Origin of the sequence: Chryseobacterium endalhagicum (genome assembly GCF_016745235.1) — a bacterium.
In the GTDB taxonomy this organism is placed as follows: domain Bacteria; phylum Bacteroidota; class Bacteroidia; order Flavobacteriales; family Weeksellaceae; genus Chryseobacterium; species Chryseobacterium endalhagicum.
The window spans coordinates 795,926-808,406 of record NZ_JAELVM010000001.1 but is presented as its reverse complement, the minus strand read 5'-3'; the positions used below and the strand labels follow the sequence as shown (position 1 = coordinate 808,406).

Below are 12,481 nucleotides of genomic sequence, written 5' to 3'. Positions count from 1 at the left end.
TTGCTAATACCTGAAAATAATAAAAAGATGTTTGGATTTGCCTTTGACAGTGAAACGGAACTTGAGATTACAACTTATATTGATGATGTAAAAAATATTGAACACAAAGCAGGTATTATTTACCGTACCCTACGATTTATTCATGTAGACAATGTTCCTAATTTAATATCAGCAATAGAAAATGCCACAAAAAACTATGAAAACAATGGTTACATTTGCCTGCTTGATGATAAAAAATCGATTCTAACCAGAACTTTTATTGGCAATATCAGAGTCATAAAGTCCAAAAAGAATAATATTACTTTATTAGGGCAGGTATGGAGTAATCCTCCAGGCTACCATAAAGCAATGAAGATGAGATTAAATAATGAAATTACCGAAAAGAATATCTGGAAAAATTTCAGGAAAGAAGAATTACAGGGATGGCTTGTCTATACACTTCACACCATGAGAATAGATGAAGTAAAAGAAAATATCAGCATTGAGATCGACGGAAATGAATTTCACAATCTGGATGGCTTCTTCTGTACTTTAGGAGAAGAAGTTAATGGTATTGGAGGATACTTTGGAAGAGGAATTTATGCTTTGTTTGATTGCATGCGTGGTGATTTTGGGGTAAAATCTATATCAGAATTAAAATGGCTGAATCATCAGAGAAGCAAAAAATTATTTAAAACCAAATTTAATGAAATACTTCAGGTTTTTGCAGATTACAATGTAAAAGTTATTCTGGAATAAAAAGGCTCGGGCGGAAAGCTTCGCTTTCCGCCCGAGTCTGAGTCTATCTCAATATGTCAATTATGCTTTCGGAGCCTCAGGCTCAGGATTCATATCATCAAAATTCTTTTTCTCTTTCTTCTCAGGAACCATGATAATTTCCTTCTGAACTTCTTCCGGTCTGCCTTTTAAATATTCCGGTAAATTAAGACCCGCCATATTAAACAGATCGTTCAATGGTGGTACAGTTTTCATCATTCCTGACACGAAATTAGCGGTAGAACCATTTCCGTCCTGTCCGTTTCCGCTGTCCCAAACCGTAATTTTATCGATTTTAATATTTTTAACAGCTTCCACCTGGGTTTTAACCAATTCAGGAAGTTTTTCAATTAACAACAGCTGGAAGGCACTGTTGGTATCGCCACCGGCAGCCTGTACAATTTTATCGTAACCTTCAGCCTGCTTCGTCAGAATTTCATATAGACCTTTTGCTTCGGCTTCCATCTTAGCGAAAATAGCGTCTGCTTCCCCTTTGGCCTGTAGTCTGATTTTCTCAGCTTCTGCCTGCGCATCAATGATGGCTTTCTGTTTTGCAATTTCTGCGTGTACTACAATATTCGCCTGTTGCGTAGAACGTTCTCTTTCTGCTCTTGCCGCTTCTGCCTTTTGTTCAGCAAGGTAAGATTCTTCCAAAGATCGTGCAGCCTGTACTTTTTCTGCGGCCGTTGCAATTCTTAATGCTTCCGCTTCTTTTTCTCTTCTTTCAGCATCTGAGTTTGCAATGGTAATTTTGGCTTCGTTTTCCCCTTTTACAGCGATAGAGTTCGCCAGAGAGGTCGCAATTCTCGATTCCTTTGCAGCTTCTGCCTTACCGATGGATTCGTCCTTCATAGCAGAGGCAATGCTGATCTCTTTATCTTTTTGCGTGATGGCAATTTTTACATCTCTGTCTCTTTGTGTTTCGGCAATCTGTGTATCTTTTTCTCTGTCGGCAATTGCTTTTCCGGTTTCCCCGATTTTCGTTTGCTCGGCAACGCTGATGATGGCTTCGTTAATTGCTTTTGCAGCCGCTTCTTTACCTAAAGCTTCGATATATCCGGACTCATCTCTGATATCCGTAACGTTCACGTTAATCAGTTTTAAACCGATTTTCTTTAATTCTGTATCTACGTTTTTAGAAATATTGTCTAAGAATTTATCTCTGTCTGAGTTGATTTCTTCAATCGTCATGGTAGCAATTACCAAACGAAGTTGCCCGAAAAGGATATCTTTGGAAAGTTCCTGAATCTGCTCCTGGGCCAATCCCAATAATCTTTCCGCTGCATTTCCCATAGAATCCGGTTCTGTAGAAATAGCGATGGTAAATCTACACGGTACATCTACACGGATATTCTGCCGGGATAAGGCATTGGTAAGATTTGCTTCAATAGAGATCGGTTTAAGGTCAAGATAAGCAAAATCCTGAATAACAGGCCATACAAAAGCACCACCACCGTGGATACATTTCGCAGAGCTGCCACCTGTTTTACCGTAAATAACCAAAATTTTATCCGACGGACATCTTTTATACCTGGAAATAAGGGCTAAAAATGTGACGAACAGTACAAGTACAATAACTAATGTTAAAATAAGACTTCCTGGTATTGCCATAAATAGTTTTTATAATGGTTGATAATATTTAAATTTTTGAAACGACAAGGATTTTGTCATAGATGTAAGTCACTCTCACCGAATGTCCGGAAGGAATATTTTCTTTCTCTTCTGTCATCGCCTGAAGTTCGTGGCTGGTTCCATTCACAGAGATCGTGATTTTTCCTTTACCGCTCATATCCGCAGGAATGGTAAGATAAACTTCTCCGCTTCTGCCAATCAGATTTTCCAGCTTGAAGGTATTGTCTTCCGTAAGTTTCATGATCTGAAGGATAAGGATAAAAAATAAAAAGATAAATCCGGCTCCCACAAGCGCAGAAACAAAGATCAGCAGCGATTTGTTTCCTATGGATCCATAGAATGCCACACCGCTCCATCCGAATCCTAAAAGAAAATTGATGAGATTCCTGAAAGAAAATAACTGAAATGGACTGTCAGCATGACTATCTCCGCTAAAATCAGCATGAGATACATCACCATGACTTCCTCCGACAAAAGTAAGGACCGTTTGAATTAAAAAGATAAAGCTGGCTGCTATGGCCGTATACCAGAACCCCTGCTGAAGCGGTTCCAAGTTTTGCAGAAATTCAAACATAAGATGCGTTTTTCACAAATATAATTAAAAAAACTTAATAAAGCTAACAAAAATCACTACAAAACAGTCTGTTAAACCTTCAAATTTTAAGATTAAAAGAGAAAGCAATACAGCCCCATAAAACAAAAAAAAGACAGGCTGAAAAACCTGTCTTTAAAAAATATTTCGTGTAATTTTTTACTCTACATTGATTACTTTTTCAATTTCCGGAGCATGTTGCTTGATGGTATTTTCTACGCCTAATTTTAGGGTTGAGAAATTCAGCGAACATCCGGAACAGTTCCCCAGAAGTTTTACAAAAACCTGGTTATCCTTCACGTCAATAAGCTCGATGTCACCTCCATCCTTATTCAGGAACGGCCTGATGCTTTCCAGAGCTTCCATTACTCTCGTTACTGTATCTTCGTGTGTTATATTTGTTTCCATATTTTTTCAGTTCAATTCGGCTTTTTTCAAACTTAATTGAAAATAATTATTTTTTAGCTTTCGGCGAGCATCCTGCCATAGTCGAAATCTTTACAGCTTCCGTAGGTGGAAGATTTTTGTTTCTTTCTACAAGACTTTCTACCATATTTCTCGCTGTTTCGGTGTAGATTTCTGCAATTTTAGAGCCTTCCTGAAGCGCTGCCGGTCTTCCGACGTCTCCCGCTTCTCTTATACTCTGGATCAAAGGAATCTCTCCCAATACCGGAATTCCCAGATCTTCAGCAAGATACTGAGCTCCCTGCTGACCAAAGATGTAGTATTTGTTATCAGGAAGTTCTGCCGGCGTAAAATACGCCATATTTTCGATTAATCCAAGAACAGGAATGTTAATACTTTCCATCTGGAACATTGCGATTCCTTTTCTTACGTCTGCCAATGCCACGTGCTGAGGGGTACTTACGATCACAGCACCCGTTACAGGCACTTCCTGAATGATCGATAAGTGAATATCTCCGGTGCCCGGAGGAAGGTCGATCAGTAAGAAATCAAGTTCGCCCCACGCTGCATCTCTGATCATCTGGTTCAGTGCTTTTGAAGCCATAGGACCTCTCCACACCACCGCCTGATTGGCTCCTGAAAAATACCCGATAGAAAGCATTTTTACCCCGTAATTTTCTACAGGCTTCATCAGGCTTTTTCCGTTAACTTCTACAGAGATTGGCTTTTCACCTTCCGTATCGAACATGGTTGGAACAGACGGTCCATAGATATCGGCATCCAGCAATCCTACCTTGAACCCCATTTTAGCTAAAGTAACGGCCATATTCGCAGCTACAGTAGATTTTCCTACGCCTCCTTTTCCGGAAGCAATAGCAATAATATTCTGAATTCCCGGAATCTGCTTGCCTTTAATCTGGCTTAGCTGAATCTCACTAGGTTCCGGAGAAACAATTTTAAGTTTTAGCTGGATCTCTTCTCCAAACTCACTGGCAAAAGCCTGCTTCATTGCTGCCTCCAGTTTTTTCTTTTCGTGCATGGCCGGTGAATGGGCGGTCATGTCAATATAAACATCATTACCCATAATTTGAAAATTACTCACCAAATCATCTACTTCTATCTCTTTAAGGAAATCTTGAACCTTTTCTTTCGTCAACATATAAATATAAATTGTTCACAAATTTACGGATTTTTTCGATAATTTAGAATCAATAAAATCTATAACCCGATGTGATAAATAAGATGATAAAAGAGACGTCTTTCATATTTCTTATCTTCATCTTTATCATATCCATTCACCACCATAAAATATCACCTATGAATTCCACCACTTATCCTTCTAAATATGCTTCTCCGAAAGGAATTTTCACCGTCGGAAAAACCCGATTCAAATGGTATGATCTCGCCGAAGATCCAACTGCTGTTTCTGCACAGGACATCCATAATGCCAAAATATGTATTGAAAATGCTGAAGAAAATTTCCAAGAAAAAGAAGATCTCGGATTTGTCATCATGCACAGATGCGGCGAAAAATATCTACTTTTAGTCTGTACCTGGAGAAGCGAAAACGAACTCTGGGAAAGCGTTTATTATGACGGTTCCGGAACCTTTGAAGTCTGGGACAGAAATAAAATTCACCTCCCAACCTACTGCGTCTGGGAAATGGGCATTGTATATCATGAATCCCAGGCCTGGAAAAAATTTCTGGGAACAGACCGAGCGAAATCTCATCAACAAAATTATCTGGATGATGTTTTTGAGGGAGAGGTGTAGGAGGCGAGATTGAGAGATTAAAAAATTGAAAGATTTAAATAATTTAAAGATTGAATACCACATATAAATTCAATAGTAACGGGCTTTAGCCCGTCTTCAAAATATCAAACATTCACCAAGGCTTTAGCCAAAACATAAATCTATCATTTTTCAAACGCAATCATCTGTGAAAATCTGCGAAATCCGTGGTGAATAAAAAATCATAAAACAACAAAACATTGGATTTTAGGATTAAAAGATTCAAGAATTGAAAGATTGAATACCCATATAAATTCAATAGGAACGGGCTAAAGCCCGTTTTCAAAATATCAAATATTCACCAAGGCTTTAGCCAAAACATAGATCAACATTTTTCAAACGCAATCATCTGTGTAAATCTGCGAAATCTGCGGTGAATAAAATTCTAAATCAAAAAAATTTCAATTCCTTCGAACACAAAAAATACAATCATCCCTGAAATCCAAGGTGAAAAAAATTCAAACTACTGAAACCCATTTTTTCAATATATTCGCTGTATAAAATTATGATATGAAAAAAAGGCTGGCAGTTTTCTCACTTTTCATTGCCCAGATCATCTATTCGCAGAATTACTCCCAATATGTAAATCCTTTTATAGGAACCGGCGGCCACGGCCACACCTTTCCCGGGGCTATTGTTCCTTTCGGGATGGTTCAGCTTTCCCCGGATACCAGGATAGACGGCAGTTGGGACGGATGCAGCGGATATCATTATTCAGATTCTGTGATTTATGGTTTTTCCCATACCCACCTGAACGGAACCGGAGTGTCGGATTATGGGGACATTATGCTGATGCCCACGATGGGAAATGCAAGCCTGGATGCCAAAGATTATTCCTCTAAATTTTCGCATAAAAATGAAAAAGCTTCAGCAGGATTTTATTCCGTTAAATTAGATAAAAACAATATTGATGTCCGTCTTACCACAACCAAAAGAGTGGGTTATCATGAATATACTTTTAACAAGTCAGGAACAGCCAATATCATTCTGGACCTCAACCACAGGGACAAACTGCTGGAAGGGGAAGTAAAGATCATTGATGATAAAACCATTGAGGTTTTCAGAAGAAGTGAGGCCTGGGCAACCAATCAGTATATCTATGCCAGAATTGAGTTTTCAAAACCAATGTTTGAAACAAACGCATATGAAGAACATGCCATAGTGCCAAAAGGTACTATACAAAAAAACAACTTTTATTATGGAACTAAAGTAAAAATTGCTTTTTCCAATGAAGTTAAAAAAGGTGAGAAAATTCTTGTAAAAGTCGCCATTTCTCCAACAGGTTATGAGGGAACGGAAAAAAATATGCTTGCAGAAGGAAAATCCAATGATTTTGAATCCATCAAAAAGCAGGCAGAAACCGATTGGAACAAAGAACTCTCAAAAATTGAAGTGAAATCTGATGATAAGGATAAGCTTTCTGTCTTTTACACCGCCTTATATCATGTTTTTACCCAACCGAACATTAATATGGATGTTGACGGAAGATACCGTGGCAGGGACAATAAACTTTACACCACTAATGGTTTCGATTATTATTCTGTGTTCTCACTTTGGGATACCTTCAGGGCTGCTCATCCGCTGATGACTTTAATCGACAGAAAAAGAACGGCAGATTTCATCAATACTTTTATCAAACAATATGAACAGGGCGGAAAACTTCCGGTTTGGGAGCTAGCTTCCAATGAAACGGAATGTATGATCGGCTACCACTCCGTTTCTGTAATTGCAGATGCGATGGCCAAAGGAATCAAAGGGTTTGATTATGAGAAAGCATTTGAAGCCTCTAAAAACTCTGCCATGCAGGATATTTTCGGGTTGAATGCCTACAAACACAACAACTACATCAGCATGGATGATGAATCCGAAAGCGTTTCCAAAACCGTGGAATATGCTTACGATGACTGGTGTATTGCCCAAATGGCTAAGATTTTAGGCAAAAAAGAAGATTATCAGTATTTCATGAAACGATCCCAGAGCTGGAAAAACCTTTATAATCCAAACACTGGCTTTATGCAGCCCAGAAAGAACGGAAACTGGTATGAACCTTTCGATCCAAGGGAAGTCAACAATAATTATACAGAAGGAAATTCATGGCATTATTCCTATTCCGTACAGCAGGATATTCCGGGACTGATCGCTGCTCATGGAGGAAAAGATAAATTTGAACAATTCATTGATGCAATTTTCACGGCACCGGATAAAACGACAGGAAGAGAACAGGCCGACATTACAGGATTGATGGGACAATATGCCCAGGGCAATGAGCCGAGCCATCACATCGCTTATCTGTACAATTATGTAGGAAAACCTGAAAAAACAGATGCTAAAATTAAATACATTCTCGATAATTTCTATAAAAACACACCGGACGGACTCATCGGAAATGAAGACTGCGGCCAGATGAGCGCATGGTATATCCTCAGTTCAATAGGAATTTATTCTGTAACTCCGGGACTTCCGGAATGGCAGACAACAACTCCGTATTTTGATGAGGTTAAAATCCATCTGGAAGACGGTACAACCAAAGTGATCACAAAAAATACCGGCAGCGCTGAACTTCAGAAATTAGGCTTTGAAAACAGCAAGCCTGCAAAGGATTTTAAATATCCACCACTCACTCCAGCCCCGGTTATTGCATCCGACAGGATCTTTGATTTCTCTGCAAAAGTACAGATTACCCCTCTTAATCCGGGTGATAAGGTCTATTATATGACACTGAATGAGAGTGATGCCAACGTGAGAAAAACTTTCACCGCCTATAAAGGTCCTTTCACGATCAGTAAAACCACTCAGGTTCATGCCTACTCGGAAAGAAACGGAGAGAAAAGCTCAATAACGATGGCCAATTTCAGCAGAAGACCGAATTACTGGGATATCACCGTCAATTCAAAAGTGAATCCTCAATATATCGCGAACGGAAAGCTGGCACTTATTGACGGGATCAATGGAGAAGTCAACTGGAGAAAAGGTGAATGGCAGGGTTATCAGGGACAGAATTTCGAAGCGGTTCTTGATCTGAAATCACCTCAGCAGATTACAAAATTATCTTCTACCTACCTTCAGGACAGCAAAGCCTGGATTCTGATGCCAAAAAAAGTGGAATATTACGCCTCCATGAACGGCAAAGATTTTATCCTGCTGAAAAGCATTGACAACACCATTGATGCTAAGGATGAAAAAGCACAGATTAAAGATTTCGAAGCAGAAATTCTGCAGACTGAAGCCCGCTACATCAAGGTAAAAGCTTATTACTACGGGAAACTTCCGGAATGGCACCAGGGAGCTGGCGGTGAGGCGTATATCTTTATTGATGAGATTTCTGTGAAGTAAATTGGGAAAGGAAGCCAGAGGAGGGAAGCTGGAAGTTAATAGAAGTCCGAAGATGACTGAATCACGGTTTATTAACTTTTGAAAATTCATTGGATTAAAAATCTATAAAATGACTATCAGAAGTAGATTGGCAACAATAACTTCCAGCTTCCCTCCTCTTGCTTCCTAACCAAAAAAACACTGCACTTCGAATTTTCCGAAGTGCAGTGTTTTTTTATTGTTGTTTATCAATTTCTTTCCAGTTTATACAATTCCAGAACACCCGGCGAAATTTTCAGATCGGGCCTGAAAAAGGTAATTCCTTTTATGAAATGTTTTTTTAATGAATTTCCATTAGTAATGACAAAATCACCTTCCAGAAATAATGATCTGATTACAACTTTATCGGATAGATCATCAAATACATAATAACACAAATCCATATTGGTATCGGTCTGATCAAGAGGTATAAAAACGTCATATTTTCCGTTCTCAGGATTGGGCATCAGTTGAGTATACAATATTGACTTTACTAAACCCTGATGGCTGTAATGATGAATTCCCGTTCTGTCAACCGCTGTCCGGATTATCTTCGGGCCTGGTTTTTCTTTTATTTTTGTAATCAGAAGCCAGATAAATCCTGCAGCAATGAGTATCGCCAATAGAACTATTAAAACTTTCAGTTCCATCTTAATATTGGAATCCACAGTAAGCCATGCCATCAAGATCGTCATCAGCGGTGTCAGTACGGCGAATATTGAAAAAAAAACTTTAATGGCCAAAGTCAAGCCTTTAGAAATTTTTGAGTCAATGACCGGAAATTGATCTTCGTCTGGTCCCATTTTAATGTTGGATTTTAATTCAATTTTTCAGACCACTGCAGTTCCTGTGGCAGTTCCATATCAGAAAATTCTATATGGATCACTCTTCTTCTCCTTCCGTCCGTTGTTCTGTTTGAACCGTGAAGGGTCAAAGGTTTCATGATCATAACTCCTCCTTTTTTCACATGACAGATTTCTTCAGTTTCCGTATTCCAGTCAATGGTTTCCGGTCTGTAGATTCCTTTGGCGTGAGATCCCGGGACCACTTTAAGCGCCCCGTTATGCTCATCGGTATCATCCAGATGAATCCGGATGGTATAAATATTTTCAAGAACAGGCAGAGGCGGCTGCACCGCAAACTGGTTTTTCTTGGTGGTCCATGGTCCGAAGCCCTGCATTTCCAGTTTTTTATCTACTGAAATCGTCAGATCCTGATGATAGGCCACATACCAGTTTGAAGTTTCCGGTTTGTCAAAATAAATGCTTTTTACCGCAAAATATCTTTCCCCGAAAAGCTCTCTGACAATGGTTTTAACGTTTTCATTAAACACAAGATCTTTAACCTCCGGAACTTCTTTTAAAAACTGTCTTACAGCAAAAAGATCATCAGACTTTCTGAAATTTTCCGTGGAACTATCAGTCTTTTGAATGGTTTCTGCTATCTTTTCAATTTCACGATCCGTAAACACCGAATTGATGACTGCAAAACCTTTTTCCAGAATATCTTTTTGATAAACCTGCAAATCCTGCTCTTTCATCAGTGATTAAACTTCCTGAGGCGTATTTTCAAGCTGGCCTTCCCACTTGGAAACAGCTGAGGTAGCCAGTGCATTTCCTAATACATTCGTCATACTTCTTCCCATATCACAGAAGTGGTCAATCGGAAGAATCAAAGCAATCCCTTCCGGCGGAATTCCGAACATAGAACATGTCGCTACAATGATTACCAGAGAAGCTCTCGGAACCCCTGCAATCCCTTTTGAAGTAAGCATCAGTACAAGAAGCATGGTGATCTGCTGGCCGATTTCCATTTCAATACCGTAGATCTGGGCAATAAAGATAGAAGCAAACGTCATATACATCATACTTCCGTCCAGGTTAAATGAATATCCTAAAGGCAGGATAAAAGATACTACCCTGTTATTACATCCGAATTTCTCAAGCTCTTCCACCAGTTTCGGGAATACAGCTTCTGAACTTGTGGTAGAAAAAGCGATCAGTAATGGAGCTTTAATTCTTCTCAACAGTTCAAAAAGACGGTTTCCAAGGATCAGGTAACCTACTAACAGAAGCACAAGCCAAAGAACGCCTAATGCAAAGAAAAAGTCTCTCAGATAAACAGCGTAGACTTTAAATATCTCAAATCCATTCATCGCTACTACTGCGGCAATGGATCCTAAAACACCAAGAGGAGCAAACCACATAATATACCCTACCATTTTAAGGATGGCATGGGCAATAATATCAAAAAGCTTAACCACCGGCTTCGAATATTCTTCCCCTAAATTGGCAAGAGCAACTCCAAACATAATGGAAAAAACCACAATCTGAAGTACCTCATTGGTCGCAAAAGCTTCAAATAAACTTTTAGGGATCATATGTTTTACGAAATCTTCCAGAGAGAAACCTTTACTGCTTTTCAGAAGATCTTCAGCAGCAGCAGCATCCTGGATAGGCAGTTTGGTCACATGTCCCGGCTCCAGCCAGTTCACCAGCACCAATCCTATAAAAAGAGAAACCAGGGAAGCGGTAATAAACCACAGCATTGCTTTCGTTCCTACTCTCCCGATCATTTTGATATCGCTCATTTTGGCAATTCCCACCACAAGAGTGGTGAAAACCAGCGGCGCGATGATCATCTGTACGAGCCTGATAAATACGGTTCCCAGCAGTTTGATATTTTTGGAAAATGGTTCCGCACTTTCAGGATACTGTACGTGTACCACACCTCCGATTCCTACTCCCAGAAGAAGCGCAACGATAATGGCAATAAAAAGTTTATTCTGTCCTTTCATATATATAGTTCAATTCGCACAAATATAATAGTTTTTCAATTGGTACACTATTTTGCCCGAATTGGGTTAAGTTTAAATTAAGTTTATAATACATTAAAATTAAATCCCTGATTTTGAAAATATTGTAAAAAATTTAAAAAACATTTGTTGAGTTTTTATTCTTTTGGTACAAATTTTATTATTACATTTGATTGTATTAACAACATTAATAAATATACAACTATGAAAAAAACTATCGCAATGGCTGCATTAGCTGTAGCTATATCTTTTGGAGCGGTTTCTTGTAAAAAGAAAGTTTCTGACGCCGATCTTCAGACTCAGGCTACAACTGTGGTAACTTCTAATCCCAATGCTTCTGTAGAAGTAAAAGAAGGAGTAGCTCACCTAAGCGGAACTTTCGCTGACCAGCAGTCTAAAGATGCCATGATTGCAAAATTAAAAGCGATCACTGGAGTAAAAGAAGTAATGGACATGTCTACTATAGCTGCTCCTGTTACTGCTGCACCAGTGGAAACAACATCTGCTGTAGATCCTGCAGTTCAGAAAAAAGTTCAGGATGCTGTTAAAGATTTCCCTTCTGTAAAAGTAGAGGTTGTAAACGGACAGCTTACGCTTACAGGAAATGTTTCAGGTCTTCAGGCCAGAAAAATCAAAGAATCTGTAGATGCTTTGAAAATCGGAAAGTATAACAATAATTTAGTGGTAAAATAATTTTAAGATGAGCACATTACAAGATAAATATTCAAGTGTAGTTTCAGCTGCACAGTCTGCGGGAATTTCTAACCTTCAGGTTCAGGAGCAGGATGGTATTCTTTATGTTTCAGGAAGTGCTTCCAATACAGCAGCAAAAGATGCCGTATGGAATGCTTTGGGAACTATTGATTCTACCTATTCAGCTTCAGATATCAATATCGACGTGCAGGTAGCCGGATTGGCTGCTGGTGCTGCTTTAACGGTTGCTACTGAAGATTCTAACCTGAACATCAGACAAGAGCCGTCTACTGAGGCTGCTGTAGTAGGAAAAGCTGCAAAAGGTTCATCCGTAACATTGATTGAGCAGACTTCTGATGACTGGTGGAAAGTAAAAACTGACGACGGCCAGGAAGGCTATGCGTATTCAAGATATTTAAGAGCTTAATTATTCCGATAATTAAATC

12 protein-coding genes are annotated in these 12,481 nt (G+C 39.1%); 5 read left to right on the top strand and 7 right to left on the bottom strand.

Features of this window, described 5'->3' with window-relative positions; genetic code table 11:
* Positions 1 to 27: 27 nt before the first annotated feature.
* Positions 28 to 738, top strand: a complete 711-nt coding sequence (locus JET18_RS03600) for a barstar family protein (RefSeq protein WP_202089243.1) — start codon at positions 28 to 30, stop codon at positions 736 to 738.
* A gap of 60 nt (positions 739 to 798) precedes the next feature.
* On the opposite strand, the gene JET18_RS03595 is transcribed toward JET18_RS03600, so the two are convergent.
* From JET18_RS03595 to JET18_RS03580, 4 genes are all read right to left on the bottom strand, one after another.
* Positions 799 to 2,367, bottom strand: coding sequence for a flotillin family protein (locus JET18_RS03595; RefSeq protein WP_202089242.1), 1,569 nt, complete (start codon positions 2,365 to 2,367; stop codon positions 799 to 801).
* A 28-nt stretch (positions 2,368 to 2,395) separates the two neighbouring features.
* Positions 2,396 to 2,962 (bottom strand): NfeD family protein, encoded by a 567-nt coding sequence (locus JET18_RS03590; protein ID WP_202089241.1) that lies wholly within the window; start codon positions 2,960 to 2,962, stop codon positions 2,396 to 2,398.
* A 177-nt stretch (positions 2,963 to 3,139) separates the two neighbouring features.
* Positions 3,140 to 3,388 (bottom strand): NifU family protein, encoded by a 249-nt coding sequence (locus JET18_RS03585; protein ID WP_002977212.1) that lies wholly within the window; start codon positions 3,386 to 3,388, stop codon positions 3,140 to 3,142.
* A gap of 46 nt (positions 3,389 to 3,434) precedes the next feature.
* The gene (locus JET18_RS03580; RefSeq protein ID WP_202089240.1) at positions 3,435 to 4,544 is read right to left on the bottom strand and encodes an Mrp/NBP35 family ATP-binding protein; all 1,110 of its coding nucleotides are present in this window, start codon (positions 4,542 to 4,544) and stop codon (positions 3,435 to 3,437) included.
* A 158-nt stretch (positions 4,545 to 4,702) separates the two neighbouring features.
* Here JET18_RS03580 and JET18_RS03575 point away from each other — a divergent pair, with 158 nt between their 5' ends.
* Together JET18_RS03575 and JET18_RS03570 are read left to right on the top strand one after the other, a co-directional pair.
* Positions 4,703 to 5,158: a hypothetical protein gene (locus JET18_RS03575; RefSeq protein WP_202089239.1), complete on the top strand. Its 456-nt coding sequence runs from the start codon at positions 4,703 to 4,705 to the stop codon at positions 5,156 to 5,158.
* Positions 5,159 to 5,686: 528 nt separating this feature from the next.
* Positions 5,687 to 8,509 (top strand): GH92 family glycosyl hydrolase, encoded by a 2,823-nt coding sequence (locus JET18_RS03570; RefSeq protein WP_202089238.1) that lies wholly within the window; start codon positions 5,687 to 5,689, stop codon positions 8,507 to 8,509.
* Positions 8,510 to 8,736: 227 nt separating this feature from the next.
* Here the strand turns inward: JET18_RS03570 and JET18_RS03565 are convergent, their stop codons facing one another.
* Genes JET18_RS03565 through JET18_RS03555 form a run of 3 tightly spaced genes read right to left on the bottom strand, consistent with a single transcriptional unit; the run spans position 8,737 to position 11,324 of the window.
* The gene (locus JET18_RS03565) at positions 8,737 to 9,330 is read right to left on the bottom strand and encodes a hypothetical protein (protein ID WP_202089237.1); all 594 of its coding nucleotides are present in this window, start codon (positions 9,328 to 9,330) and stop codon (positions 8,737 to 8,739) included.
* Positions 9,331 to 9,344: 14 nt separating this feature from the next.
* Complete coding sequence (locus tag JET18_RS03560) at positions 9,345 to 10,067, bottom strand: phytanoyl-CoA dioxygenase family protein (RefSeq protein WP_202089236.1); 723 nt, start codon at positions 10,065 to 10,067, stop codon at positions 9,345 to 9,347.
* A gap of 6 nt (positions 10,068 to 10,073) precedes the next feature.
* Positions 10,074 to 11,324 carry a dicarboxylate/amino acid:cation symporter gene (locus JET18_RS03555; protein WP_202089235.1) on the bottom strand — a complete coding sequence of 417 codons (1,251 nt, stop codon included), beginning with the start codon at positions 11,322 to 11,324 and terminating at the stop codon, positions 10,074 to 10,076.
* A 222-nt stretch (positions 11,325 to 11,546) separates the two neighbouring features.
* Between JET18_RS03555 and JET18_RS03550 the strand changes: the two genes are divergently transcribed.
* Entirely contained in the window at positions 11,547 to 12,035 is a 489-nt protein-coding gene (locus JET18_RS03550; protein WP_202089234.1) for a BON domain-containing protein, read from the top strand.
* Between the two features lie 7 nt (positions 12,036 to 12,042).
* A complete protein-coding gene (locus tag JET18_RS03545) occupies positions 12,043 to 12,462 on the top strand; it encodes an SH3 domain-containing protein (RefSeq protein ID WP_202089233.1) in 420 nt (139 codons plus the stop codon).
* Positions 12,463 to 12,481 lie beyond the last annotated feature (19 nt).

Coding starts and splice junctions, on each gene's coding strand:
- JET18_RS03555 (WP_202089235.1), bottom strand. CDS start 11,324: ATGAAAGGACAGAATAAACTTTTTATTGCCATTATCGTTGCGCTTCTT.
- JET18_RS03570 (WP_202089238.1), top strand. CDS start 5,687: ATGAAAAAAAGGCTGGCAGTTTTCTCACTTTTCATTGCCCAGATCATC.
- JET18_RS03600 (WP_202089243.1), top strand. CDS start 28: ATGTTTGGATTTGCCTTTGACAGTGAAACGGAACTTGAGATTACAACT.
- JET18_RS03575 (WP_202089239.1), top strand. CDS start 4,703: ATGAATTCCACCACTTATCCTTCTAAATATGCTTCTCCGAAAGGAATT.
- JET18_RS03580 (WP_202089240.1), bottom strand. CDS start 4,544: ATGTTGACGAAAGAAAAGGTTCAAGATTTCCTTAAAGAGATAGAAGTA.
- JET18_RS03585 (WP_002977212.1), bottom strand. CDS start 3,388: ATGGAAACAAATATAACACACGAAGATACAGTAACGAGAGTAATGGAA.
- JET18_RS03565 (WP_202089237.1), bottom strand. CDS start 9,330: ATGGGACCAGACGAAGATCAATTTCCGGTCATTGACTCAAAAATTTCT.
- JET18_RS03550 (WP_202089234.1), top strand. CDS start 11,547: ATGAAAAAAACTATCGCAATGGCTGCATTAGCTGTAGCTATATCTTTT.
- JET18_RS03545 (WP_202089233.1), top strand. CDS start 12,043: ATGAGCACATTACAAGATAAATATTCAAGTGTAGTTTCAGCTGCACAG.
- JET18_RS03560 (WP_202089236.1), bottom strand. CDS start 10,067: ATGAAAGAGCAGGATTTGCAGGTTTATCAAAAAGATATTCTGGAAAAA.
- JET18_RS03595 (WP_202089242.1), bottom strand. CDS start 2,367: ATGGCAATACCAGGAAGTCTTATTTTAACATTAGTTATTGTACTTGTA.
- JET18_RS03590 (WP_202089241.1), bottom strand. CDS start 2,962: ATGTTTGAATTTCTGCAAAACTTGGAACCGCTTCAGCAGGGGTTCTGG.